Genomic DNA, 25,278 nt, shown 5'->3' with positions numbered 1-25,278 from the left:
GTTGCTCCAAGTCGACTGAACGCCAGCATTTGGCTGCACATGTGATCTTTTCGATCACATAAATGATTGAACTGGTCAAATTCAATCCGCTGCACTACACTTCGATGACATTTGATCGTTTCGATCAAATGTTTGCTCGAAACATACAAGGCCGCATCCTCAGCGGCAGGAGACAACCATGCAGATTTCTATCAAACGCGCCATCGAGCGCGTGCCCGGCGGCATGATGATCGTGCCGCTGCTGATCGGTTCGCTCGTTGCCACGTTCGCGCCGGATGGGCCGAAGTTCTTTGGATCGTTTACCGGTGCGCTCTTTACGGGTGCCCTGCCCATCCTCGCGGTGTTCTATGTCTGCATGGGCGCAAGCATCAACATCAAAGCCACGCCTTACATTCTCAAGAAGGGCGGAGTGTTGTTCGGCACCAAGGTCGGCACGGCCATGGTGTTGGGCGTGATCATGGGGCACTTCCTGGGCGAGGCGCCGATCAGTGCCGGAATGTTTGCCGGTTTGTCGACACTTGCCGTCGTGGCCGCGATGAACGACACCAATGGCGGCCTGTACATGGCGCTGATGGGCCAGTACGGCAAGCCTGAAGACGTGGGCGCCTACAGCATCATGTCGCTGGAGTCCGGCCCGTTCCTGACGATGGTGACGCTGGGCGTGGCGGGTTTGTCCGCGTTCCCATGGCCGACGATGGTTGGCAGCATCCTTCCGCTCATGCTCGGCATGTTGCTGGGCAACCTGGATCGGGAGATGCGCGATTTCCTGGGTAAGGCCGTGCCGGTCATGATCCCCTTTTTCGCGCTGGCGCTGGGCGCTGGCCTGGACCTGCACAAGGTCTGGCAGGCGGGCATGCTGGGTCTCGGCCTTGGTGTTGCCGTGGTGGCTGTCACCGGCTGCGCGCTGTACTTCGCTGACCGCCTCACCGGCGGCACGGGTGTGGCAGGGGTGGCGGCCGCCAGCACCGCTGGCAATGCCGCCGCCGTGCCGACGCTGGTAGCGGCGGCTAATCCGGTCTACGCGGAATCGGCCAAGGGCGCCACGATCCTGGTGGCCGCCTGCGTGGTGGTCACCGCCGTACTGACGCCATTGGTGACCGCCTGGGTCGCCCGCCGCGTGGCGGGCAAGGAGGCCGAGGCGTTGGTGAGGACCGCCGCATGAGCTGGCTTATCATCGCCGACGACCTGTCAGGCGCTGCCGACTGCGCGATTGGCTACGCCATGTCTGGCGCCCGGACCGTCGTAACGCTGGAGGCGGCGCCTGCGGGCGTGGACCTGTCGCAGGCCGACGTAGTGGCTTGCGACGTCGACAGCCGCCGCATGGCGCCCCAGGAGGCGGCGGCGCGCAATCTCGAAGCCTGGCATCGCGGCCAGGGCGCCAGGCGGCGGCTGTACAAGAAGATCGATTCCACGTTGCGAGGCAACTGGGCTGCCGAAACCGCGGCGCTGTCGCCGCTGGCAGGCCTCGCCATCGTCGCGCCGGCCTTTCCGGCCACTGGCCGCACCACGGCCGGCGGCTGCATGTTCGTGAACGGCCAGCCGCTGGAAGACTCCGACATCTGGCGCCTGGAAGCGCTTACCGGACGTGCCGACCTTGTCGCGCTGCTGGCCGCGCAGGGGCTGCGGGTGACCCTGTTGCCGCTGGACGCGGTGCGCGCGGGTGACGCGGCCCTGCGGCTGACCATCGCCGGACTGGCGCGCGAAGGCGTGCAGGCCGTCGTCTGCGATGCGCAGACGGAGCAAGACCTGGTGGCGCTGGCCGCAGCCACGGCGCAGCTCGACGTCCCCGCATTCTGGGTCGGCTCGGGCGGCCTGGCTCGTGCGCTGGCTGCACAATGCCTGTTCGAAGGCGGTGCGCCGCAGCCGCTGCCTGCCCTTGAGGGCGGCCCGGTCCTGACGCTGGTCGGCAGCCTCTCGGGCATCTCCGGGCGACAGGCCGCGTGCCTGCGCGAACGCACCGGGATGCCATCGATGGTAGTCCCGCCGCGGATCCTGCGCGAAGGTGCGGGCCACGCTGAGTGGGACGCCGCGCAGCAATCGATCACCGAATGCCTGCGGGCAGGCGGCGACCTGCTGGTCAGCATTGGTCGCGACGACGCGTTCGACCCGGGCGAAGGGCCGCGCCTGAGCGCCGCGCTGGCGCAAATGTCCTTGCCCGGCTTCCAGCATACGCGCGGCCTGATCGCCACCGGCGGCGAGACGGCTCGGGCCATGCTCTCGGCGGCCGGCATCGGCGCCCTGACGCTGCGGCGCGAAGTCGAGCCCGGTGTGCCGTTGTCCGACACGCCTGCGCTGCCTGGCGTGCCCGCGCGCCGCGTTGCTACCAAGGCCGGTGCATTCGGCTCCGAGGCCGCCCTGTGGCTTGCGTGGCAGGCTATGACTGAATCCCGCGCGCCGTCAGCCTGACGGCGCGCCGCGCCACACTCGACAAGAGACACATAAATGAGCGACTACCTCCCCGTCATCGGTATCACCATGGGCGATGCCACAGGCATCGGCCCCGAAGTCATCGTCAAGAGCCTCGCGCATGACAGCGTTCGTGCGCAATGCCGCCCGCTCGTCATCGGCGACGCGCGCCGGCTGGAACTGGCCGGCCGGCTCGTCGGCTCCCCGCTTAAGGTGCGCGCCATCCAGGCCCCGGAGGAAGCGCGCTTCCAGGCCGGCACCATCGACTGCATCGACCTGGGCCTGATCCCGGAAGACCTGCCCTTCGGCAAGCTGTCCGGCGTCGCCGGCGATGCCGCCTTCCGCTACATCGAGCGCGCGGTGGCACTGACCCGCGACGAGAAGATCGATGCGATCTGCACAGCGCCGCTGAACAAGGAAGCCCTGCACGCGGGTGGTCACAAGTTTCCCGGCCACACGGAAATGCTGGCGTACCTGACCGGCACCCCGGAGGTGTCGATGATGCTGGTGGCGCCGAAGCTGCGCGTGATCCACGTCACCACGCACATCGGCCTGCTCGACGCCATCCGCAAGATTGAGCCGGGCCTGGTCCAGCGCACGATCGAGCGCGGCCATCAGACGCTGCAGCGCGCTGGCATTGCATCGCCGCGCATCGGCGTGTGCGGCATCAATCCGCACGCCGGCGAGAACGGCCTGTTCGGCCACGGCGAGGAGGAGGAAAAGATTATCCCGGCGGTCGAGGCCTTGCGCGCGCGCGGCTGGGACGTGGAAGGTCCGCTGCCCGCCGATACGCTGTTCTATCGCGCCGGCCGCGGTGATTTCGATCTGGTGGTGGCGATGTACCACGACCAGGGCCACGGGCCGGTCAAGGTGCTCGGCCTGGAGGCCGGCGTCAACATCACGGTGGGCCTGCCGGTCATCCGCACGTCGGTGGATCACGGCACCGCCTTCGACATCGCCGGCAAGGGAATCGCCGACGAACGCAGCCTGCTGGAGGCGCTGCGCCAGGGCGCTGAGCTGGCCACGCGCCGCGCCTGAGCCATCGGCGCGCGCCGGGGCTGCCGGCTCCTGTAAGATCGGGGATCGTTGAGGATCCCCCATTTTCATTTCGCCTGCCATGAAAGCCGCCGACCGCCGCCGCGCCATTCTCGAACTCGTGCTCTCGGGCGAGGTCGCCAATGTCGAACAGTTGACCGGCAGCCTCGGGGTTTCCGTGGCCACGGTGCGCCGCGATCTGACCGCGCTGGCTCGCGAGGGTCGCATTGTGCGGACCTACGGCGGCGCCGCCGCGCTGATGCAGGTAGGCGGCCACGAGCCCGAGGCCTCGCTTGAGGAGCGCAAGTCGCTGCAGCGTGAGCAGAAGGAAGCCATTGCCCGCCTGGCCGCGAGCTTCGTGCAGGACGGCGACGCCGTGCTGCTCGATAGCGGCACCACGGCCGCTGCGCTGGCTCGGCAGCTGGGGGCGCGCGAAGACCTCCATGTCTACACGACTAACCTGCTGGCCGTCACCGCGCTCACCGGCCTGCCCGGCATCCGCGTGACGCTGATCGGCGGCGACGTGCGCCCCTCCAGCATGGGCACCTTCGGTCCGCTGGCCCAGGTAACGCTGTCGCGCATCAGCGTCGACAAGGCGTTCCTTGGCGCGGACGGCGTGGTCGCAGGCGTGGGGCTGTGCGAAGCCAGCGCGGAGCAGGCCTACCTGAAGGAGTGCATCGTCCGCCAGGCGGCCGATATCTTTGTGCTGGCCGACGCTACGAAGCTGGGCCGGGCACAGCAGCAGCACTGGACGCCGCTCGACCGCACATGGACGTTGATTACCGATGCGGCGGCCACGGCCGAGCAGTTGGAACCGTTCCAGGCATTAAAGCAGGTACGTGTGGCGGTCGCCACCGACTGATTCCCCGCGCGCAGCTGCTGCTGAGAAGCGTTAAATCTGCGAGCGGTGCCCCCTGGCCCCGGCAGGTGAGTGTAAGGTGACGCTCCGCCAGTTGCGGCCAATGCAGTGTTGATTGGCGCGCAATTGGCGACGGGACGCGTCAGGTGACCAGAGGAAGGTTCAGACCCACTTAGTCAACCGTTGCACCTGTGTCCCGAACGATCTTCCCCAGGCGCGTGGTTTCGCTGCGGATCAGCGTGCCAAAGGCCTCCGGCGTGCCACCAACCGCCGGGGTTCCGATCGCCTCCCAGCGCTTGCGGAACTCGGGATCCTTGAAACTCGCGTTGATCACGCTATTGAGCTTGATCACTATGTCACGCGGCGTCGCGGCTGGCACGGCGATGCCATGCCACGCTACGAAGTCGAACCCTGGCATGCCCGACTCCGCCAGCGTCGGTACGTCCGGCAACGCCGGCACGCGAGTCTTCGTCGTGACAGCGAGCGGGCGAAGCTTGCCAGACTTGATATAGGGCAGGGAACTCGCAAGGATGTCAAACATGACCGGCACCTGCCCGGCGAGCACGTCGTTTAACGCGGGCCCCGCGCCCTTATAGGCGACATGCTGCATCTTCGTGCCGACGGTGGTATTGAACAACTCTCCGGCCAGGTGCTGCGGCGTGCCATTGCCGGCCGATGCAAAGCTGTAGTCGCCCGGCTGGTTTCGGACCGAGGTGATGAAGGATTTCACTTCCTTGGCCGACCTGTCCGGATGGACCTCCAGCACCAGCGGGAACGCGGAGATCTGGATGACTGGCGCAAGGTCTGCCTGCGGGTTATACGGCAAGCGCTTGTACAGGGTCGGGTTCACGGCCATGGGCCCGCTTGCGGCAAGCAGGATCGTGTAGCCGTCAGGGGCGGCTTTGGCAACGACATCCGTTCCGATATTGCCGCCGGCACCGGCACGGTTCTCCACCACTACCGGCACCCCAAGCCGCGACTGAAGGCTGGCTTGCAACAGCCGCGCCATCAGATCAGTGGGCCCGCCTGGCGGATAGGGCACGACAAAATGGATGGGCTTGGATGGGTAGGCATCCGCCGCCGCCACGACGTTTGCGGTCAATGCCAGCATCAGGCCTGCGCACGCAGGTGCCAGTCTACCTTTCATAGATATCTCTCCACCTCGGTTATGGTCACATCTCTGCCGTGTTGCGGATCTGTTGTACCGCTTAATGGCGTCTTGGGGTGCCTGCCGAAGTATAGGGAGGGCGAACCTATCCGAGAATCCGCATTTGTTGATTGATTGATCTCGTGCGTAGATCAGGCGGCCGAAACGTCCTGCTGTTCCCTTACACCTGTACCGTGCATCCGACCATGACAGGCACGCTCAGCGTTGGGCCGGATGCGAAGGCCAGTGGCGAATGAAGGCGGCCAGACCGACGCTCCGTCAGGTGATCGCGCCAAGCTGCCAGGGAACGAATTCGTTCTGGCCGTAGCCGTGCAGTTCGCTCTTTGAGCGCTGTCCCGACGCTGCCGCCAGCATGAGGCGGAAAATCTCTTCCCCAAGCGCGTCGATCGTCTGCGCGCCATCGATCACGGTGCCGCAGTTGATGTCGATATCCTCCTGCTGGCGCTGCCACAAGGCAGTATTGGTGCCGAGTTTCAGGGACGGGGACGGTGCACAGCCATAGGCGGAGCCGCGCCCGGTGGTAAAGCAGATCAGGTTGGCGCCGCCGGCCACCTGTCCGGTCGCCGAGACTGGATCGTAGCCGGGGGTGTCCATGAAGACCAGGCCAGCCGCCTCCACCGGCTCTGCGTAGCGGTATACGTCGACCAGGTTGGTGGTGCCGCCCTTGGCCACGGCACCGAGCGATTTCTCCAGGATGGTGGTGAGCCCGCCCGCCTTGTTGCCGGCGGACGGGTTGTTGTCCAGGCTGGCGTTCATGCGCGTGCAGTAGGCTTCCCACCAGCGGATCCGGTCGAGCAGCTTGTGCCCGACTTCCGGCGAGACGGCACGGCGCGTCAGCAAATGCTCGGCGCCATAGATCTCCGGCGTCTCCGACAGGATGGCGGTACCCCCATGCGCCACCAGCCGGTCGACGGCTGCGCCAAGCGCGGGATTGGCACTGATGCCGGAATAGCCGTCGGAGCCGCCGCATTGCAGTCCGACCACCAGGTGGCGGGCATCGACGGGCTCGCGTCGCACCCGGTTGGCGTCGGGCAGCATCGCCTTGATCTGCTCGATGCCTGCCGCCACCGTACGGGCCGTGCCGCCGGTGGCCTGGATGGTCATGGTTTTCAGCGCGGCGCCGCGTGCCAGTCCCTCGCTGTCGAGCAGGCCGTCGATCTGGTTGGTTTCGCAGCCCAGCCCGACGATCAGCACGGCTGCAAAGTTGGGGTGGCGCGCATAGCCCGCCAACGTGCGTCGCAGCAGCGCCAGGCCTTCGCCTTCGCCATCCACCGCGCAGCCTTGCCCGTGCGTCAGGGCCACCACGCCATCCACGTTCGGGTAGTCTGCCAGCGCCTGCGGATTGAGCTCGCGCCGGAAATGCTCGGCGATGGCGCGTGCCGCGGTGGCAGAGCAATTGACGGAGGTAAGGATGCCGATGTAGTTGCGCGTGCCGACTCGCCCATCGGCGCGGACGATGCCCATGAATTGCGCGCGCTGCGCCGCCATCGCGGCAGGGCGCTTACCGGTGCCAAACGCGTAGTCGCGCTCGAACGCGCCGATGGCCAGGTTGTGGGTGTGGACGTGCTCGCCTGGCGCGACCGGGCGCGTGGCGAAGCCGATGACCTGTCCGTAGCGGCGCACCGGTGCGCCGGCCTGGAGTGCGCGCACTGCCAGCTTGTGCCCTGCGGGCACCAGGCCGCGTACCACCAGGCCTGCGCCGAGGCGCGCGCCTGCCACCAGCTGCGCACGCGCGATGACGACATCGTCATCCGGATGCAGCCGTATGACGGGTTCGGCGGCGGTTGCTGCTTCCTGTTCCAGAACGATGCTCATGCTGCGGCCTCCAGATCGTGCGCGCCTTGCAGCGCGGCGCGTGTCGGCACGCCGTCGACCAGGCGCGGCAACTGCCACGGGTTACGGTCGCGCAAGGCCGGCGGGAGCACGGAATCGGGATAGTTCTGGTAGCACACCGGGCGCAGGAAGCGCTCGATGGCAGCGCTGCCGACGGAGGTGCCGCGCGCATCGGTGGTAGCCGGGTAGGGGCCGCCGTGGACGATGGCGTCGCTGACTTCCACGCCGGTCGGGTAACCGTTGAAGAGCAAACGGCCGACCTTGCTTTCCAATAGCGCGATCAGCGCGGCGTGGTGATGGAGGTCACCGTCATCGGCCATCAGCGTGGCCGTAAGCTGGCCGCGCATCCGTTCGGCAAAGGCCAGGAAGTCGTCTTCGGAATCCAGCGCGACGATCACCGTCGACGGGCCGAACACCTCCTCCTCCAGCGGACGATTTTCCGCAAACAGCACGCTGCGATCGGCCTTCAGCAGATGCCCGCCGATATGGCCGTCCGCTTGCTTTGATACTAGGATTTCCACGCCGGGGACTTCGCGCAAGCCGGCCAGCCCGCGCTGGAAATTTTCCCGGATGCCGGCGCCCAGCATGGGCTGCGGCTCGGCCAGCGCCAGTGCCGTGCCGAGTTCGGCGACGAACGCATCGAATGCCGGCGAGCGGATGCCAAGCACCACCCCCGGGTTGGTGCAGAGCTGGCCGCAGCCGATGGTGACCGAGGCCGCCAGTTCGCGCGCAATCTGCGCGCCGCGAGCGGACAGTGCCGAGGGCATCAGGAACACCGGGTTCACGCTCGACATCTCCGCGAACACCGGAATCGGATCCGGCCTCGTTTGCGCCAGATCGAACAAAGCCCGGCCCGCAGCCAGTGATCCGGTAAAGCCCACTGCCTTGATGCGCGGCGCCCGTACCAGTGCCGCCCCGGCGGTTGCGGTGCCGAACACCATGTTGAATACGCCCGCCGGTGCATCGCTGCGCGCGATCGCGCGTTCGATCGCATTAGCAACGTATTCAGACGTGACCATGTGGCCCGGATGTGCCTTCACCACCACCGGGCAGCCCGCTGCCAGCGCCGAAGCCGTGTCGCCACCGGCCACCGAGAATGCGAGCGGGAAATTGCCGGCGCCGAAGACCGCCACCGGCCCCACGCCGACGCGGTACTGCCGCAGGTCGGGTCGCGGCAGCGGCTGGCGCGAAGGCTGCGCGCGGTCGATGCGGACATCGAGGAAGTCGCCGCGCTGTACCGTGGCCGCGAACATGCGCAGCTGACTGCTGGTGCGCTTGCGCTCGCCTTCCAGCCGCGCCGGCGGCAGGGCGGTTTCGCGGCTGGCCGCCGCGATGAACGCCTGGTCCAGCGCGTCGATTTCATCGGCGATGGTTTCCAGCAGCGCGGCGCGTTCGGCCGGGCTGGTGGCGTGCAACGCCGGGAAGGCCTGGTGCGCGGCCAGCGCGGCTGCTGCAGCTTCGGTTTCGGTGGCTTCGTGGAAGCTGACCGGGTACCGCTCGCCGGTCACGGCGTCGATGCTGAACAGCGGGGTGCCGGCGGCACGGCGTTCGCCGCCGATGTAGTGAAGTCCGAGGATGGTCATGTCAGGGTGTTTTGGTGCAGGGAATACGTGACGCAGTCAGGCCGCCTCGGAGGAGCCGAGCCGCAACGTCGCGGTGCGGCGGGCCCGTGCGCCGATGCTCATCAGCAGCAGCACGCCGACCACGCCTGCGATTGCCAGGGCCAGCATGCCCGCTTGCTGGCTATGGAATGCGGATTCGACCGCGGTCTTCAGCGTCGGCGCGATAAAGCCACCGAGATTGCCCAGCGCACCGATCAGGGCGATGCCGCTGGCCGCGGCGGTGCCACTCAGGTACGCGGTGGGCAGTGTCCAGAACAGCGGCTGGACCACGACAAAGCCGACGGTAGCCAGGCAGAAAGCCATCAGCACGGGCACCAGTTCGTGCCCCAGCGTCGACAGTGCTATGCCGGTGGCCGCCATGGCGAGCATGGCCATGGCGAATTCCCGTTGCTTGCCCTTGGCATCCGCGATGCCGGTGATCAGGCGCAGGGAAACCAGCGCGCACAGCCACGGAATCGCGGTGAGCAGGCCGACCTTGGCGCCAATCGCCGTGCCGGTCAGCTCGGAAATACGCGTCGGCAGGTAGAAGATGACGCCGTAGACGCTGACCTGGATGGCGAAGTAGATGGCGACGAAACGCAGCACTTGCCAGTTGCCCAGCGCGCTCAGTGCGGTTGCCGGGCCATGCGCGGTCTTCTGGTTGTCTTCCGCGGCGATAGCGGCTTCGAGCGCAGTCTTCTCGTCGGCGTTCAGCCACTTGGCATCGCGCGGCTTGCTGACCAGGTAGAAGAAGGCGATCACGCCCACCACCGACGCCGCCAGGCCTTCGATGATGAACATCCATTGCCAGTTGCGCAGGCCCAGCTGGCCACCCATCACATCGAGCAGCAGCCCCGAGACCGGCCCGCCCAGCACCAGTGCCACCGGCAAGCCGAAGTAGTAGACGCCGAGCGCCTTGCCGCGCTGGCTGGCAGGGAACCAGTAGGTCGAGTACAGGATCACGCCCGGCGAGAAGCCCGCTTCGGCGATGCCAAGGATAAAGCGCAGCACGTAGAACGAGGTCTCGTCATGCGCGAACATCATGGCCGCCGACGCCAGCCCCCAGGTGACCATGATGCGGCTGAGCCAGACCCTGGCGCCGACCCGGTGCAGGATCAGGTTGCTGGGGATCTCGAAGACGGCATAGCCGATGAAGAAGATGCCGGCGCCAAGCGCATAGGCCGCGTTGCCGATATTGGAATCGACCATCAGGGCTTGCTTGACGAAGCCGACGTTGGAGCGGTCGAGCATCGACAGCGCGAACATCAATGCAAGGAAAGGCGCGAGGCGCAGGCGGGCCTTGCTTACCGCGCTTGCGAGCGGATCGTGGTTGGCAGCTTGAGTCTGCATGGGTTGTCTCCGGTACGAAGCCGCGCGTCGCGGCCTCATGTCATGGATTGCGGCATCCCCATCTTTTTGCTTGCGCGAGGGTAGCTGCGGTGTTCAGGGCGGGGTGCCGTGGCGCCCGTTCAGAAATCGCCGTTCAGAAAGTGGTGTGGCCACGTGCGGCCAGGTTGGCCATCAGGGCGCGTACGCCGAACGTCCACGGAGCGATGCGGTCGCTGCGGCCCACGCGGTTGACCAGGCTGCCGAGCTGGCGGCTGGAGATGGTGACAAGATCACCATCCTTGTGGGTGAAGCCGCCGCCCGCGGTGTCGCGGTCTTCCACCGGCGCGAACAGCGTACCGAGGAACAGCATGGCGCCATCGGGATACTGGTGGGTCGCCCCCATTGCCTGCTCGGCCAGCTCCAGCGGGTCGCGCGTGATCTGGTCCATCGAACTGGTGCCGGACAACACGAAGCCGTCCAGGCCATCGACGCGCAGATCCACCGTCGCCCGCCGCACGTCGTCGAGCGAGAAGCTCTGGTCGAACAGGCGCAGGAACGGACCGATCGCGCAGGAGCCGTTATTGTCCTTGGCCTTGCCCAGCAGCAGCGCACTGCGGCCCTCGAAATCGCGCAGGTTGACGTCATTGCCCAGCGTGGCGCCGAGCACATCACCGCGGCTGTTGATGGCCAGCACGATCTCGGGTTCCGGATTGTTCCATGCCGAACCGGGATGCAGGCCGATTTCCGTACCGATGCCAAGCGCCGAAAGCAGCGGTGCCTTGGTGAAGATCTCGGCATCCGGGCCGATGCCCACCTCGAGGTATTGCGACCACATGCCATGCTCGATCAGCAAGGCCTTGAGTTCGCCCGCCTCGCGGGAACCCGGCCGGATCCGGGACAGGCGCTCGCCCACCAGCGCCTGGATCCGCTTGCGGACCTCGGCGGCGCCTTGCGGGTCGCCCTTGGTCTGCTCTTCGATGACACGCTCGACCAGGCTGCCGGCAAAGGTCACGCCTGCCGCCTTGATCACCTGCAGGTCGCGTGGCGCCAGCAGGCGGGCCACGCCGTCGCTGCCGCGCGGATCGACCGTGTTGGCCAGCAGGTCGTCCAGCTTGCCGATCCAGCGGCCGGGCGTATTGTGCACGACTGCCACCGGGTCACCCTGTTCGAGCAGGGTGCTCATGGTTGGAGCGACATCCGATATGTCGAATACCCCATCCGGCCGCAGGACCACGACAGCCGGGCCGGCCGGAACGCCGTCACTGGCCGGGATCCATGCGCGGCCGACCAGCGTCCCCGCCAGCCCGTCGGCAGGAAGCGTTTGCGTTGCGCTGAGCGTGAGCGGCAATGCCATCGATTGTCTCCACCTGATGTTGTCATGAGCGCGCTGCGACCACCGCAGCGTTGGGTGGAACTCTACGTGGCAGTCCGATAAACATCCAATCGATTATTGGGTAGAATCAATTCCGTTTAGTTATTGATTCAATTGGGTTTACCCTGTCCATGGCCAGACAAACTGCTTCTGCCCCTTCCGCCGTGCTCGCCAAGCTGCGCTTCCGGCACCTGCAGCTGTTGGATGTGCTGGGACGCAGCCGCAACCTGCGCATCGCGGCCGAGCAACTGCATATCACCCAGCCGGCTGCCACGAAGATACTGAGCGACATTGAAGACACTCTGCAGGCCAGGCTGTTCGATCGCCTGCCAAGGGATATGCGTCCGACCGAATTGGGCGAGTTCGCGCTGCGCTATGCGTCGACGGCGCTGGCCGAACTCGGCAAGTTTGTGAGCGAACTGGAAGCGCTGCGGGCCGGCGGGCACGGCCACCTCACCGTTGGCGCGATTTCGGCGTCGGCCGCGCAGGTGGTGACCACGGCGATCCGCGAGATCCTGCAGCAGCGCCCGCGGCTCGTCGTCAAGCTGATCGAGCAGAGCAGTGACCAACTCGCCGTCTGGCTGGAAGACCGGAAGCTGGACATCATGGTCGGGCGCCTGACCGAGCCACGGCACCAGGCGATCTTCGATTTCGAGGCACTGTCACCGGAGCCGGTATGGGTCGTCTGCCGGCCGGGACATCCCCTGCTGGACAGGCCCAGGCTGGAAATTGGTAACTATTCAGCGGGTGTTGTAAACATTGGCTGAACCCGGCATAGTGTCGGGATGTCGAATAAGACCCCCGAGTTGCCGGTTCCCGATTTGAAGTCGATGACGCACGAGCAGAAAGATGCGTTCATCATCGAACTGGTCGCAATGGTCAATACGCTTCTGAAGCGGGTGGATGAGTTGGAGGCAAGGCTCGGGAAGGACAGTCACAACTCGAGCAAGCCGCCATCGTCGGATGGCTTGCGCCGCAAGCCGAAGTCTCTGCGCGAGCGTGGCAAAGCAAAGGCCGGTGGTCAGCCCGGCCACAAGGGCAACACGCTCAAGCGCGTTGAGCAGCCTGATCACGTTGAAATCCATTCGGTTGCGCCGTTGTGCGACGCTTGTGGTCAGCCGATTGCCCGCGAGGACGTGTCGGTATTGGCCGAATCGCGGCAGGTCATTGACCTGCCGCCAATCCGCTTTGAAGTGACCGAGCATCGCGTCGAGCGGGCACAGTGCGGATGCGGGAAGGTGCATCGCGCAGCGTTCCCCGCAGGCGTGAGTCAGGCGGCGCAGTACGGATCGCAGATCAAGGCGGCAGTCGTGTACCTGACGCAATATCAGCAGCTGCCGGTGGACCGTACGACCCAGGCGCTGGCCGATCTGTTCGGTGTGCGGCTGAGCACAGGTACAGTCCAGAACTGCATCAACGAAGCCGCCTTTGCGCTCAAGCCTGCCGTTGCACAGATCAGGCAGGCGTTGCAGGAGGCGACCGTGGCACACTTCGACGAATCGGGGGTGCACGTGGCAGGCAAGCTTCACTGGCTGCATAGCGTATCGACGGCGATGCTCAGCTGGCTGGGCGCGCATCAGAAGCGGGGCAAAGAGGCCATGGACAGTCACGGCATTCTCCCGGCGTTCACGGGCGTTGCCGTGCATGACGGCTGGGCCCCCTATGCGCACTATGAATGCGAGCACGCGTTGTGCAACGCCCATCACCTGCGCGAGCTGATTTTCATCTCGGAAACCACACAGCAGCCCTGGGCCGCAAAGCTGATTGAGCTGCTGCGCCAAGCGTGCGGCGAGGTCGGCCGCAGTATCGACCAGGGTGCGCAGAGCCTGCCCAAACAGCGTCAAAGTTACTACCGGCAGCGTTCGAGCAAGTTGATTGCCGAAGGCCGTAGACTCAATCCGCAGCAGCAGCGTGCCCCCTCGCAGGCAAAGCAGCGAGGCAAGATCAAGCAAAGCCCTGCGTTCAATCTGCTGGCGCGTCTGGAACGTCATGCCGACCAGGTCTGGCGCTTTATTGCCGATCATCGGGTGCCATTTACGAATAATCTGGCCGAGCGCGACATCCGCATGCCCAAGCTCAAGCAGAAAGTCTCTGGCTGCTTCCGCAGCCAAAACGGTCTCGACGCGTTCTGCACCATCCGCTCCTACCTCGCCACCCTGCGCAAGCAGTCCCGACCTCTCTTTGAAGCCTTGGCTCACGCGTTCACCGGCAACGTGCTTTCGCCCATGCCCGCTGAATAGTTACGGAAATTGCCGACATCGGCGCATGGCCGTGGATCCTTTACCCGCAGCTCACCGCCATCCGGCAACTGTTCGATGAAACCATTGCGGCGGCAGGCATCCAGGGCCTGGTCGGCATGGTGGAAACACCGTCAATCTTTTCCACGCTGGAGCTGCTGCAGGCGACGGATATGCTTTCGCTGCAGCCGCGCGCCGTGGTCGAGCGCTTCGTCGCGGAAGGCATGCTGGCGCACGTGCCGGTGCCGATCCGGCGCGCTATGTCGAGCTACGGCATTGTCACCCGCAAGAATGAGTTGCCGTCGGAGGCCATGCTGCAGTTCATGGCAGCGCTACGGGCGGCGGCCCGGTGAGACGGCACGTGAGTCGGCGACAACGGGCGGGCCCGATGGGCTGGTGGATTTGTCGTCCCCGGCAGATGGCTTGCGTTGATCCGGCGCCGCCGGTTTCCTTCCGGTCACCATGGACAGGATCAGGTTTTCCTTGTGCAACCGGCTCATCAGAATCGCGGCGACAACATGCACGCTCACCAGCGCCAACAGCACGTTGGCGAGAACGCCGTGGAGGTCCTTGGGCCAGTCTTCGCCCCAGAACATATCCAGTCTCGACATCCAGCCGGTGGCGGCAAGTGAAAGGATGAGGATCCACAGCACCAGCATCATCAGCGCGCCAAGCGGATTGTGGCCAAGGTGGCGGGGCGGACGCCCGGCAACGGCGGCCTTGACATAGGCAACCACGCCGCTGCGGCCGGGAACCCATTCGCGGATATTCCCCGCGCCGCTGCCCATCATGCCCCACGCCACGCGGACAAGCACCAGGCACGCGGCCGCGTAGCCAAGGTTGCGGTGCAGCGGCCCGCCGGAATCCTCGTACAGGCCCCAGAGCACCAGTGTCGCCACGCCCCAGTGCGTGAAACGGACAATGGGATCCCAGACCTGGACAGACTGGCGCGAAGGCTTCATGGCGCGGCGGCGGGGAGGTGCGGCGTTACTTCTCGATTTCCGCCTTGACTATGTCCAGCGTCTTGGTATCGAAGTAGATCTCCGCCTTCTTTCCTTCCTTGGTCGTGCCGTAGATCTCGTAGCAATTCCCGTCGACCTTGAACTTCTTGATGTTGTAGCCCTGCGCCTCAATCTTGGCGCGGGCATCGCTCTCCTTCATCCAATCGCTCTTGGGGTGCGCGGGACATTTCGCGCTGGCCAGCGCGGAACCGGACACCAGGATCATTGCCATCAGCGCGCCAATTCTAAGCATGAGACGTCTCCGTATCGTGGGAGCAATCAGCATAGTGCACCCAATAATGATTCGCAATCAGCGGCAGCACTACTTGGCAAACCTTGAGGTTTTGCTGGCGATCGCCTGTGGCGCCTGGGTGATCAACAGCATGTCAATCGGAATGCGTGGCAGAATACGTGGCATGTCGTACGCATACGCTCCCGCACTGCTGATTATTCGCGCCATCCGATCTTTCGGTGGGTAGCGCGCATCTGGCCAGAGTGCAAAACCCGCCCCGGCGGGTTTTTTGTTGCCCGCTTCAGTGGCTCTCATTACAGAGGAACCCAACGATGTCAGCGCACGAGCTCACCCGGATCATCAAGGCCGCCGATGCTGCGATCACTGCCGAGGATTTTGATACGTTGATGGCAATCTATGCCGACGACGCGATGCTCGTTGTCAAGCCGGGCATGGTGGCAAGGGGCAAGGAGCAAATTCGCCGTGCATTCGTAGCAATCGCCGAGCACTTCAATCACAGCATGAATGTCAGTCAGGGCGAGACGGTGGTACTGGAGAACGGTGATACGGCTCTTGTGATTATGGAGACGGTGCTCAATTCGCTCGATGCAGCGGGTGCCGCCGTCGCAACGACCAGACGTGCGACGTACGTTTTCAGGAAGGGGCCAGAGGGCAATTGGCTCTGCGCGATTGATAATTCGTACGGGACCGATCTGCTTGGGGCGGAATTGTTGTCGATGATTTGAATCGAACGTCGACCGCCTGGCGTCTGATCGTTGGCTGCCGGGCAGCATTGACCTCTGGCAGTAGCGAGGCGGTCGTCGGCGGGCAGGAAGCAAACGTTATGACTCGGGCTGGCCGTCCGCATCCCAATACTTCCAGGTTCCTACTTCATGTCCGCGATCATATTCGCCTGATGCGGCAATACGGCCGTTCGGATGGAAGTCCTTCCATGAACCATGTTCGACGCCATGGTCATAGGTCCCTTCGGATACCACGGTGCCGTCCTCGCCGTATGCGACAAACGGCCCGTGCCTGATCCAGCGACTGCCATCGGAGGCGAGGTACCGAGAGTAGCGATACTTGACGCCTCCGTTCTCGTAACGGATCTCCGCAATTTCCAAATCGGCCATAACCCTCTCCGGGGGTAAAGATTGAACTGCGGCATCTTGCGCAACCGCTTCCCTGGCTTCAAACAGGCCCTTGCAGCTTGGCGCGTGTCCCTAAGAATGTCAGGTACTTCCTATCCTCGTTCGCGAAGATCTCGTCGCCAGCGCCCATATACGCGCGCATGAGTTCGTCAGCTGCGGCATCAAGATCTCCTGCGTCGTGGGCCAGTTGCCCGAGACGCATGTGAATGAATGGGTTACCTAATCCGCCTGGGCAAGTTAGCGCGAAAGAAAACGCTTCCTTGCTGGAAGCCGCATAGCCACCCAAGAAGCAGGCATCGCCGATGGCGGCCAGGATCCAGGTGGACGCATTCCAATCGGTCTTCGGAGCCGGCACCAATTCCCACGCCTTGTTATAGGCTGCAACGGCCGCTTGATATTGAGCACTGTCCGCAAGCGCATCGCCGTCTGCGCAATGCGTCTTGATCAACCGGTGAATAGACTCGTCGAGTTCCATTAATTTGGCGCTAAGGCGTTCCGTTGATTGGAGAGGGCCATTCTAGCCATTTCTGGGAGCAATTTGCGACCGCCTCCAAGCCAAGGCGCGGCTTCCAGCGGAGAGCGGCCATTGGTGAGCAAGCCAATGAAAGTCGGCTGCGCATATGAGCCCTCGCAATTTCGTGCGCGTCTATCAGCGCGAAACTGGAAACAGCCCTGAACGTGCGAACGAGCTGATCCGGCTGGAAGCCGCACGTCGACTCCTTGAGAAAGGGCCGGACCCCATCAAACAGATCGCGCACAACACTGGTTTTTGGGACGATGAGCGGATGTGCCGTGCGTTTGTCAAGGCACTTGGAGTTTCGCCGCCAGACTATCGAAATCGTTTCGGCAGATTGGCAGATTCGGCAACTTTCTGATGAGCATGTCAAGGCATGGACGGTGAGTTGTCACGAGCGACAGGTAGATCCACAGACTACTATTAGATGTCGACAACTTGGTAACGAAGACGAACGTCCGATTGGTGCTGGGATGGCCGTGGTCGATATCGCTGCCCGCTCGTTGCCATGACGAAGAAGGTTTCGCGTTCAAAAGCGGCGGGCTGCAACAAACGAGCAGAGGAGGCAACGATGCGTTTCTTCCCCAAAGTCGATCCGGTGGGGCCGGTTGACGCAGAAGTGCGCGCAAGCGCAGTCGACTACGTCAATCGCGTTAACTGGCTGTTCGAGACCTGGGACCTTCCTGGCATGATCGCGTCCTTTACGTCCGACGCCAGGATCGTCCATTTCCACGGTACTTTGAGCGGCGAGGACGATGTCCGGCATTTCTTGACTGAACATTACCCGTATCTGGTTCCGGGAGTTGGCCGCTGCGCCTGCAATCACATTGTCGATATGGAAGCCAGTGGGCTGGTCGCCGTTCGCTACCAGAATCTTCTGGTGCGCTACGCTTCACCAGAAGACGCGCCAAAATTGAGCGATGGGCAAGTGGACGAGAGTGACGACTTGCCCGTTATCTGGCTTTACTCGCCGATGCTGGACCGACTCCGCAAGACCGATGGTGGGTGGAAGATTGCTGAGCGCTACATTGGCGGGTCTACTTTCAATCGTCGCTTTACACCTCAGGAGACGACGGCTGATGCGGTACGCCCGTATCTGCCGGTAGCCTAGTGTGAGGCTCGCATGGATGAGGCAGGGCGCATGCAAGGTTCGATCGAACTGTATGGAGCGTTAACTGGCAACTGTATCCGTGCCGCGATCGCGCTTGACGAGGCGGACATCCCCTATACGGTCAAGCGGGTCAATCTGGCCGCGGGTGAACAGGGCAGCGAGCAACATCGTGCCCTGAATGCCTTCGGCAAGGTTCCGGTACTTGTCGAGTACCGGAACGGCGGCAATTTCGTGTTGACGCAGTCGAATGCCATCATGCTGTTTGCGGCCGAGCGCTCCAAGAACAAGCTCCTGCCCGCCGATCCGGTGGCACGCGCCAAGGTCTATGAGCGCTTTTTCTATTTTCTGACTGACGTGATCGCAGTAAGTCACGGTGCGTTCCGGCTTGAGCAGATCGGCGCAGGCGCTCAGGCCTCGCACATCCACGAACTGGCAAGAGCCTCACTCATCGAAGCGGAGCAATTCCTGGCGTCGACAGAGTTCATGGCTGGCGATACGTTTTCGCTTGCCGACATCGCGGCATTCACCATCGCAAGTGCATTCAGCGGCAATATTCAGTGGCCGGATCACCCGGCCCTTATGCGGTGGTTTCAGGCAGTGGCACAACGTCCCGCCGTAGTGAAGGGACTGAAGGCATTCGAATAAGGATTTTCCTGCGGCGCTTCTGCTACCCGCGGCGCAGCAGAAGCGCCGCAGGGGCAACTTTTTTCCGCCTTAAAGCCCACCGGCCCACGCAATTCTCTTCCTTGACTTCCGTTTAGATGTTACCTACCATCTAAATAAGATGGTTAGCGACCACACACAAAGTACGGAGAAAGGTGATGCGGAAATCAAAGGTTGAAACAGCGGATACCCGCCGACGCATTGTGGAGGTCGCGGCGCGAGAGTTCCGGATCCATGGCATCCAGGCGACGGGATTGAACGACGTGATGTCGCCGTTAGGCCTCACGCAGGGCGGCTTTTATCGGCATTTCTCTTCGAAGGATCAATTGATCGCAGAAGCGTGTTCCCAGGCGATGACCGAGGTCATCGACGGGCTGGAAGCCGCCGCGCGAGATAGCGATGCGGACAACGGATTTGCCGCCGTCGTCAATGCCTATGTGTCTGAGCACCACCGCGACACACCGACAGGCGGATGTCCGCTGGCGGCTATGGGGAGCGAACTCGCCAGGGCTGATGCGCAGACGCGGGCGGCAGCCACGCAAGGTTTTGAAGAGCTGGTCGATGTACTGGCGAAGCGAATGGACGGCAAGTCGCCAAAGGCGGCCCGGTCCTCGGCTGTGTTCGCAGCGGCGGCCATGATTGGGGCCGTAACGATGTCAAGAGTCGTTGAAGATTCCGACGCTTCAGCGGCGATTCTGGAGGATGTGAAGCAGCACCTCGGGGCGATGTAAACCTGTCGGACACATTCACAGATTGGAGCAATACATGGAACAGCGTAAATATCTCATCACTGGCGCCACCGGCAAGACCGGGGTCTACACCACCCGATTTCTGCTCAACGCTGGGCACGCGGTTCGCGCGTTCGTACACCAGGAAGATGAGCGCAGCGCTGCGCTCCGCAATGAAGGCGCCGAGATTTTCGTGGGTGACCTTCTCGAGCACGACGACGTGATTCGCGCCATGGAAGGCGTTGCGGGAGCGTATCTCTGTTATCCGGTTCGCCCGGGCTACATTCAGGCCACCTCATACTTTGCCGATGCCGCAAAGCGCGCCGGCGTAGAGGTTGTCATCGAGATGTCGCAAATCTCGGCGCGGGACGATTCGGAGAGCCATGCCGCCCGCGACCACTGGATCGCCGAGCGCGTGCTCGACTGGTCCGGTGTGCCGGCCGTCCATATTCGCCCGACCTACTTCTCCGAATGGCTGATTTTTCCGTGGGTACTAGACCCCCTCGTGCAGGAAGGCAAGATCACGTTGCCCTATGGTGCCGGTCGTCATGCACCGATCGCCGCCGAGGACCAGGCCCGTCTGATCGCAAATATCCTTACTGAGCCTTCGAATCATATCGGCAAGACCTATTCCCTCTTTGGTCCTGTCGAGCTGAACCAGCAAGAAATCGCCGATGAGATTGGCAAGGTGCTGGGACGCAAGATCACCTATGCGCCGTCGACCCTTGAGCAATATCGTGAGCATCTGGAGAAGTACAACCTGCCGGAATTCGTGATCCAGCATTTCCTGGCTACCGCGGTCGACTATCAGAACGGCATCTTCTCCGGTACTGACGGCGTCATCAAGGAGATCACGGGCAAGGCGCCGCAGACGGTCGCTGAATTTGTAGAGGCCAATCGCGAGGTCTTCGAAGCATAAACTCGACCCGGAGCTGGCGCCCACAGCTGAATCCTGTAAAGCTCACGCCTGGATCCCACCAATTCAGGCGATGACCTTCTGCTCTGCGGCAGGCTGCTCGCGCATGCGACGGGCTTCGTCGCGCAGGAACTGCTGGTAATCGTCCAGATCGCCGTCGAAGGGCTCGACGCCGCCCTTGGTGACCAGCCAGAACTCGTCACATACGGCGCGCAGCAGGGCCCGGTCGTGACTGACCAGCATCACTGTGCCTTCGAATTCGTTGAGCGCCATGCCTAGCGCTTCGCGGGTGGCCAGGTCGAGGTGGTTGGTAGGCTCGTCGAGCAGCAGCAGGTTGGGACGCTGCCACACGATCATGCACAACACGAGCCGCGCCTTCTCGCCGCCGCTCATCGTGCTGACCGCCTGATGGACCATGTCGCCACTAAAGTTGAAGGTGCCGAGGAAGGTGCGAAGGGATTGTTCGGTGCCACTCTGGCCGGGAGCGCGCATGTGCGCCGGCGTGTCCTTGGCAAGGCGGATCATGTGTTCCATCGGCGTGTCGAGCGGGCGCAGCACGTCGAGTTCCTGCTGTGCGAAGTAGCCGATATTCAGGCCTTTGCCTTCGCTGATTTCGCCGGCAATCGGCGCCAGCGCGTGCGCCACGGTCTTCACCAGCGTGGACTTTCCCTGGCCGTTGGCACCGAGAATGCCGATGCGCTGCCCGGCTAGCACGGAACGGTTGATGCCCCGCACGATGACCGTGGGCGGCGTGCCCGGCAGTGCGCCGGTCGGCGCCGGGTAGCCGAAGCTCGCGTCCAGCATCGACAACAGCGGGTTCGGGACGTTGAGCGGCTCCTTGAACTCGAAGTTGAATTCTGCGTCGGCAAGTACCGGTGCGATCTTCTCCATGCGTTCGAGCGCCTTGACCCGGCTCTGCGCCTGCTTCGCCTTCGAGGCCTTGGCCTTGAAACGGTCGATGAATTTTTGCAGGTGGGCGATCTTGTCCGCCTGCTTGGCCATCGCGGCCTGCTGCAATACGAGCTGCTCAGCGCGCATGTCTTCGAACTTGCTGTAGTTGCCGCCATAACGCACGAGCTTGGCGTTGTCGACGTGCACCGTCACCTGCGTCACCGTGTCGAGGAATTCGCGGTCGTGGCTGATCACTACCAGGGTTCCTTGATAGCGCTTGAGCCAGGCTTCCAGCCAGACCAGCGCGTCGAGGTCGAGGTGATTGGTCGGCTCGTCGAGCAGCAGCAGGTCGGACGGGCACATGAGCGCGCGCGCCAGTTGCAGTCGCATGCGCCAGCCGCCGGAGAAACTGTTGACCGGCTGACTAAGCTGCGCAGCACTGAAGCCAAGGCCGAGGATCAGCGCTTGGGCACGTGCGGGGGCATCGTGCGCACCGGCGTCGTGCAGGGCCATGTAGGCATGCGCCATGCGCATGCCGTCGTCGCTGACCTCGGCGGCGGCTACTTCGGCCTGCGCGGCCAACAGCACGGTATCACCCTCGACTACGAAGTCGGTCGCGCTCTGCTCGGTCTCCGGCATCTCCTGCGCGACCTGGCCCATCTTCCATGCAGCGGGAATCGAGAACTCGCCGCTGTCTTCGTGCAGCGTGCCGTTGAGAAGGCCGAAGAAGGATGACTTGCCGGCGCCATTGCGGCCGACAAGACCAATCTTCTCGCCGGGGTTGAAGGTGACGGACGCGCGGTCGAGTACGACATTGACGCCGCGACGCAGCGTGACATTACGGACGGAAATCATAGGGAGCTACTTCGGAGAGGATTCGCATGATAGCCGACCGGACGTGCAGGGCTGTCGCTTTTCTGGCCGCGCGCGTGAAGAGCCGCTTGCGCTTTGCGGCGTCCCACCGGCCACAAAGCGAGGCAGCCCCTGGCGCACCGGGCGTTCCGGCTGCGGCGCCAGCGAAGATAGCTCTACGGCTTTTTGCCAGCCATCTCTGGACGTGGTTGCTACTGGTGCGGAGGGTGCCAGGGGATGACGTTGCAGTTTTGTCGGACCAACGCTGTCAGGGTTGCCAGCGTGACGCCGAAGGATTCATGCACAGCCTCTTCAAGTAGGTACTGATATTGGAAGCCGTAAGCTTCGGAGAGCCGGGTGTCGAGTTTCGGGAGATTCGGAAGGTCCAACAGAAGCCTGCAAAGGCGGCTTGACCGGACGGTATCCCGCATGCATTCCCCTTCAGAGAACAACTGGCGTGACAAGTCGCCGGTAGACAGGCGCAGCAGCGATGCAAACTCATGCCGCGTCCAGTTCCGACCTGGCTGGAGGAAGACGCGACGGGCGAGCGTGTGAGCCATTGGCTTCCTGGTCTGGTGCGACGAAACTTCCACATCCCCAGCCTGGACCTGGAGGGCAGCCGCAGGCAAAGTTCGCTGCCTTCGTCGACAGCGAGCAGCGACTTTGGGGCCAGATCGTCCGCCATTCGAATCTGAGTCTTGACTAGGCTGATCGAAGCGGCGCGCCGTGCCGCGCTGGGCAAGTCACTCGCTGGTTGCAAGGTGCCGCGAGTAGCCTGGCGCGGTTCGCGCTTCGGTGGATGAAACCATGACTGCAACTGAAATCTCTATGATCGAAGCTTCTTGCGCTGATACGTCGCAAACACATGCCGGCGTGTCGGAAGGCATTGTCGCCTTTCGCAAGCGAGGCGGGTACATGGCAAACTTTGGCGAGCTCTACGTTCACGAGGAGCGTCGAACGCTTGGGGTGCGTATCGGCGCAAGCCACCTGAACCCCTTGGTATGCCCCATGGCGGAATGCTGGCGACCCTCGCGGATACTGCGATTGGCGCAATGATGTTGTTGGAAATGGGACGGTCAGCCACCGCCGTCACAGTGAACCTGAGCCTGGACTATCTGGACTCGGCGCGCCTTGGCGACTGGGTCGAAGCACGGGTGGAGTTCGACAAGCTCGGCTCGCGCCTGCGTTACGGGACGTGCCGACTGGTTGTGGGCGATCGCTGCCTGGCGCGGGCCACCGCGATCTTTGCGGCGCTGACGCCGCGGGTATAGCCCAAAATCAGGTTCATCGCAGGAAACCGCGGCGGAGGTCATCAGAACCGTTGCTTGCACAGGGTCTTCAGCGTGCGCACAAAGGTCGCCATGGTAGGTGAGTCACCCGCACCCTGGCGCCGGTAAAGCGCCACCGGCGGCAGCGGCCACTCCAGGTCGCAGGGCACGCTGGCCACGTGCGCGCGGGTGGAGAGATCGTGCGCCACGTCGGCGGGCACTATGGCCACCATCGACGGGTTGCGTTCGATCATGCGGCCGACGATCTTGAGCGAATGGGTTTCGATAGCCGGCACCGGTGGCGCTTCGCCCACGTGCAGGAACAGGTCCAGCACCGAGGCGCCCAGCGCCGTGCCCGCGGGCGGCAGGACCCAGTCCATGGTGGCGAGCTCGTGCCAGTCCAGCGCGCGCTTGCCCAGATGCTTGGCAGTCTTGAGGTGGCACACCAGCGCGGGGCGCTGGCGGAACAGGATGTCGCAGCGCAGGTCACGCACCTGCGCCGCGCCGCGCGCGCGTGCCACCACGCCTTCGAGCCTGTGCTCGCGAAGCAGGGCCAGCAGGCGGTCGCTACTGGCTTCCTCCACCGAGAACACGAACGGCCCGACCTGCTCGCGCGTGTGCGAGAGCGTGTCGCACAGCAACTGGCCGGACAGGTAGTGAATCACGCCGATGCTGAGCCGCTCGGTGAAGCCCAGGCGGGCTGCGGCCATGTCGTTGGCCCAGTCCTGCAGGTCGACCAGCAGGCGCGATGCGCGCGAGATCGCGATGCGCCCCACGGGCGTGGGCGTGACGCCACCGCGTTGCCGCGTGAACAGAGCCGTGCCCATCATGGATTCGATCTCGGCCAGCATCTGCGTCAAGTAGGGCTGGGTCACCCCCCATTCCTGCGCCACGCGGGAGAGCGAGCCGTACTCGCTCAACGCGACCAGCAGGTTGAGCTGGCGCGCCTTCAGGCGCGAGCGCATGCGGTCCAGCGTTTCAAGGGCTAGGGCGGTGAGTCGGTCGGGCATAAGTATTTACTTATCCTGGTATCAAGATATCCACCAATACGTTTATGCCAGATCACTACAGTAGCGTCTAGGCCTCGATCGAACATCCGTCATTCACACACCACAGGAGCCCCCTTGATGCCTGTCATCGATGTTCACACCCACATCTTCACAAAACCCTGGCTGGAGCTGCTCAAGCGCAAGGGCGGCCTCTACAACATCCAGCAGCGCCCCGACGGCCAGCACGAGGTATTCCGTGGCGACACGCCCGTGGTCATCCCACAGAAAGGGCACTTCGACTACGATCTACGCATCCAGCACATGGACGCGGCGGGCATCGACATCTCAGTCATGTCGCTGACTTGCCCCAATGTGTTCTGGGGCGACGAGGAAACCAGCTGTGAAGCGGCGCGCGAATCCAACGATTCGCTGGCGCAGGCGCAGGCGGCTCACCCGAGCCGGCTGCGCTGGTTCACCTCGCTGCCGTGGGAATACCCGCAGCGCGCGCTCGACGAGCTCAAGCGCACCTGCGATAACGGTGCGAGCGGCGTCATGGTGCTGGCCAACATCGCCGGCCGCAGCCTGACCGACCCGGCCTTCGCACCCATCTGGGCCGAAATCGACCGTCGCGCGCTGCCGGTGCTGGTGCACCCCACCGACCCGCCGGGCGCCGACCTGATGGACATGACGAAGTTCGACCTGAGCTGGTCCGTGGGCTTCATGTTCGACACCACGCTCGCCATCACGCGCATGATCTTCGAGGGCTTCTTCGACCAATACCCCAACCTCAAGATCATCGCCTCGCATGCGGGTGGTGCGTTGCCCTACCTGGCCGGCCGTTTCGGGAAGGGCCACGAGGTCGAGATCCCCCAGCGGCGCAAGATGCAGCGCACACCCATCGACTACCTGCGCCACATCCACTACGACTGCATCTCGTACAGTCCGGCTTCGCTGGAGTTCCTGATCTCGGTCGTCGGCGCCGACCGCGTGATGTTCGGCACCGACTGGCCGCACCAGGTTCACGACACGCGCGGGTCCTTCGCCAATACCGAGCGGCTGTCCGCCGCGCAGCGCGACGCCGTGCGTTCGGGCAATGCCATGCGAGTATTCGGTTTCTGATCG

General features: G+C 63.8%; 25 protein-coding genes and 1 pseudogene. 15 read left to right on the top strand and 11 right to left on the bottom strand.

The genetic code is table 11. The annotated features are described in order from the left end of the window. Positions 1 to 178: 178 nt before the first annotated feature. The 4 genes from RS901_RS33595 (at position 179) to RS901_RS33580 (ending at position 4,303) form a co-directional block, all read left to right on the top strand. The gene (locus RS901_RS33595) at positions 179 to 1,162 is read left to right on the top strand and encodes a 2-keto-3-deoxygluconate permease (RefSeq protein WP_018312661.1); all 984 of its coding nucleotides are present in this window, start codon (positions 179 to 181) and stop codon (positions 1,160 to 1,162) included. Then, positions 1,159 to 2,406, top strand: coding sequence for a D-threonate kinase (dtnK, locus tag RS901_RS33590; RefSeq protein WP_316154959.1), 1,248 nt, complete (start codon positions 1,159 to 1,161; stop codon positions 2,404 to 2,406). The genes RS901_RS33595 and dtnK overlap by 4 nt, the downstream gene beginning before the upstream one ends. Positions 2,407 to 2,442: 36 nt before the next feature. Beyond that, the gene (gene pdxA / locus RS901_RS33585) at positions 2,443 to 3,444 is read left to right on the top strand and encodes a 4-hydroxythreonine-4-phosphate dehydrogenase PdxA (protein WP_316154958.1); all 1,002 of its coding nucleotides are present in this window, start codon (positions 2,443 to 2,445) and stop codon (positions 3,442 to 3,444) included. A 79-nt stretch (positions 3,445 to 3,523) separates the two neighbouring features. Next, entirely contained in the window at positions 3,524 to 4,303 is a 780-nt protein-coding gene (locus tag RS901_RS33580; protein WP_316154957.1) for a DeoR/GlpR family DNA-binding transcription regulator, read from the top strand. 169 nt (positions 4,304 to 4,472) lie between these two features. Here RS901_RS33580 and RS901_RS33575 read toward each other — a convergent pair whose 3' ends face one another. The 5 genes from RS901_RS33575 to RS901_RS33555 all read right to left on the bottom strand — a co-directional run bounded on the left by RS901_RS33575 (position 4,473) and on the right by RS901_RS33555 (position 11,585). Next, complete coding sequence (locus tag RS901_RS33575; protein ID WP_316154956.1) at positions 4,473 to 5,447, bottom strand: tripartite tricarboxylate transporter substrate binding protein; 975 nt, start codon at positions 5,445 to 5,447, stop codon at positions 4,473 to 4,475. A gap of 279 nt (positions 5,448 to 5,726) precedes the next feature. Continuing rightward, positions 5,727 to 7,283 carry an altronate dehydratase family protein gene (locus RS901_RS33570; RefSeq protein ID WP_316154955.1) on the bottom strand — a complete coding sequence of 519 codons (1,557 nt, stop codon included), beginning with the start codon at positions 7,281 to 7,283 and terminating at the stop codon, positions 5,727 to 5,729. Continuing rightward, a complete protein-coding gene (locus RS901_RS33565) occupies positions 7,280 to 8,884 on the bottom strand; it encodes an aldehyde dehydrogenase (NADP(+)) (RefSeq protein ID WP_316154954.1) in 1,605 nt (534 codons plus the stop codon). Before RS901_RS33565 ends, RS901_RS33570 begins: the two co-directional genes overlap by 4 nt. Positions 8,885 to 8,920: 36 nt before the next feature. Further along, positions 8,921 to 10,252 (bottom strand): MFS transporter, encoded by a 1,332-nt coding sequence (locus tag RS901_RS33560; RefSeq protein ID WP_316154953.1) that lies wholly within the window; start codon positions 10,250 to 10,252, stop codon positions 8,921 to 8,923. Between the two features lie 133 nt (positions 10,253 to 10,385). Beyond that, a complete protein-coding gene (locus tag RS901_RS33555) occupies positions 10,386 to 11,585 on the bottom strand; it encodes a fumarylacetoacetate hydrolase family protein (RefSeq protein WP_316154952.1) in 1,200 nt (399 codons plus the stop codon). Positions 11,586 to 11,734: 149 nt separating this feature from the next. On the opposite strand from RS901_RS33555, the pseudogene RS901_RS33550 reads away from it, so the two are divergent. From RS901_RS33550 to RS901_RS33540, 3 genes and pseudogenes are all read left to right on the top strand, one after another. Continuing rightward, positions 11,735 to 12,340, top strand: a pseudogene (locus RS901_RS33550) (LysR family transcriptional regulator); the annotation flags it as partial. 48 nt (positions 12,341 to 12,388) lie between these two features. Next, positions 12,389 to 13,843 carry an IS66 family transposase gene (gene tnpC / locus RS901_RS33545; protein WP_316148913.1) on the top strand — a complete coding sequence of 485 codons (1,455 nt, stop codon included), beginning with the start codon at positions 12,389 to 12,391 and terminating at the stop codon, positions 13,841 to 13,843. Then, a complete protein-coding gene (locus tag RS901_RS33540) occupies positions 13,840 to 14,193 on the top strand; it encodes a LysR substrate-binding domain-containing protein (RefSeq protein WP_316157349.1) in 354 nt (117 codons plus the stop codon). The genes tnpC and RS901_RS33540 overlap by 4 nt, the downstream gene beginning before the upstream one ends. Here the strand turns inward: RS901_RS33540 and RS901_RS33535 are convergent. Both RS901_RS33535 and RS901_RS33530 read right to left on the bottom strand, forming a co-directional pair. Beyond that, on the bottom strand, positions 14,173 to 14,802 hold the full coding sequence (locus RS901_RS33535) for a cytochrome b/b6 domain-containing protein (RefSeq protein ID WP_410054205.1): 630 nt from the start codon (positions 14,800 to 14,802) through the stop codon (positions 14,173 to 14,175). The two genes, RS901_RS33540 and RS901_RS33535, sit on opposite strands and share 21 nt — an antisense overlap. A 25-nt stretch (positions 14,803 to 14,827) precedes the next feature. Continuing rightward, positions 14,828 to 15,094 (bottom strand): PepSY domain-containing protein, encoded by a 267-nt coding sequence (locus RS901_RS33530; RefSeq protein WP_041228530.1) that lies wholly within the window; start codon positions 15,092 to 15,094, stop codon positions 14,828 to 14,830. A 311-nt stretch (positions 15,095 to 15,405) separates the two neighbouring features. Here RS901_RS33530 and RS901_RS33525 point away from each other — a divergent pair, with 311 nt between their 5' ends. Beyond that, complete coding sequence (locus RS901_RS33525; protein WP_316154951.1) at positions 15,406 to 15,819, top strand: SgcJ/EcaC family oxidoreductase; 414 nt, start codon at positions 15,406 to 15,408, stop codon at positions 15,817 to 15,819. A 96-nt stretch (positions 15,820 to 15,915) separates the two neighbouring features. On the opposite strand, the gene RS901_RS33520 is transcribed toward RS901_RS33525, so the two are convergent. After that, positions 15,916 to 16,206: a hypothetical protein gene (locus tag RS901_RS33520; RefSeq protein ID WP_316154950.1), complete on the bottom strand. Its 291-nt coding sequence runs from the start codon at positions 16,204 to 16,206 to the stop codon at positions 15,916 to 15,918. Between the two features lie 58 nt (positions 16,207 to 16,264). Continuing rightward, positions 16,265 to 16,699 carry a tetratricopeptide repeat protein gene (locus RS901_RS33515; protein ID WP_316154949.1) on the bottom strand — a complete coding sequence of 145 codons (435 nt, stop codon included), beginning with the start codon at positions 16,697 to 16,699 and terminating at the stop codon, positions 16,265 to 16,267. A gap of 145 nt (positions 16,700 to 16,844) precedes the next feature. On the opposite strand from RS901_RS33515, the gene RS901_RS33510 reads away from it, so the two are divergent. From RS901_RS33510 to RS901_RS33490, 5 genes are all read left to right on the top strand, one after another. After that, a complete protein-coding gene (locus RS901_RS33510) occupies positions 16,845 to 17,099 on the top strand; it encodes an AraC family transcriptional regulator (protein ID WP_316154948.1) in 255 nt (84 codons plus the stop codon). Between the two features lie 147 nt (positions 17,100 to 17,246). Continuing rightward, the gene (locus tag RS901_RS33505; protein ID WP_316154947.1) at positions 17,247 to 17,849 is read left to right on the top strand and encodes a nuclear transport factor 2 family protein; all 603 of its coding nucleotides are present in this window, start codon (positions 17,247 to 17,249) and stop codon (positions 17,847 to 17,849) included. A gap of 30 nt (positions 17,850 to 17,879) precedes the next feature. After that, positions 17,880 to 18,494, top strand: coding sequence for a glutathione S-transferase family protein (locus tag RS901_RS33500; protein WP_316154946.1), 615 nt, complete (start codon positions 17,880 to 17,882; stop codon positions 18,492 to 18,494). Positions 18,495 to 18,670: 176 nt separating this feature from the next. Further along, complete coding sequence (locus RS901_RS33495) at positions 18,671 to 19,243, top strand: TetR/AcrR family transcriptional regulator (RefSeq protein ID WP_316154945.1); 573 nt, start codon at positions 18,671 to 18,673, stop codon at positions 19,241 to 19,243. A gap of 34 nt (positions 19,244 to 19,277) precedes the next feature. After that, positions 19,278 to 20,159, top strand: a complete 882-nt coding sequence (locus tag RS901_RS33490; protein WP_316154944.1) for an NmrA family NAD(P)-binding protein — start codon at positions 19,278 to 19,280, stop codon at positions 20,157 to 20,159. Between the two features lie 63 nt (positions 20,160 to 20,222). On the opposite strand, the gene RS901_RS33485 is transcribed toward RS901_RS33490, so the two are convergent. Then, a complete protein-coding gene (locus tag RS901_RS33485; protein WP_316154943.1) occupies positions 20,223 to 21,902 on the bottom strand; it encodes an ABC-F family ATP-binding cassette domain-containing protein in 1,680 nt (559 codons plus the stop codon). A 1,013-nt stretch (positions 21,903 to 22,915) separates the two neighbouring features. Here RS901_RS33485 and RS901_RS33480 point away from each other — a divergent pair. After that, positions 22,916 to 23,170, top strand: a complete 255-nt coding sequence (locus RS901_RS33480) for a PaaI family thioesterase (RefSeq protein ID WP_316154942.1) — start codon at positions 22,916 to 22,918, stop codon at positions 23,168 to 23,170. Between the two features lie 41 nt (positions 23,171 to 23,211). Here the strand turns inward: RS901_RS33480 and RS901_RS33475 are convergent, their stop codons facing one another. Next, positions 23,212 to 24,177 (bottom strand): LysR family transcriptional regulator, encoded by a 966-nt coding sequence (locus tag RS901_RS33475; RefSeq protein WP_316154941.1) that lies wholly within the window; start codon positions 24,175 to 24,177, stop codon positions 23,212 to 23,214. A gap of 117 nt (positions 24,178 to 24,294) precedes the next feature. Here RS901_RS33475 and RS901_RS33470 point away from each other — a divergent pair, with 117 nt between their 5' ends. Continuing rightward, complete coding sequence (locus tag RS901_RS33470) at positions 24,295 to 25,275, top strand: amidohydrolase family protein (RefSeq protein WP_316154940.1); 981 nt, start codon at positions 24,295 to 24,297, stop codon at positions 25,273 to 25,275. The last annotated feature ends 3 nt before the right edge of the window (positions 25,276 to 25,278 follow it).

This window comes from Cupriavidus sp. BIC8F (assembly GCF_032465815.1).
Taxonomy (GTDB): Bacteria; Pseudomonadota; Gammaproteobacteria; order Burkholderiales; family Burkholderiaceae; genus Cupriavidus; species Cupriavidus necator.
The sequence above is the reverse complement of the archived record's forward strand: the minus strand, read 5'-3'. Positions and strand labels throughout refer to the sequence as shown.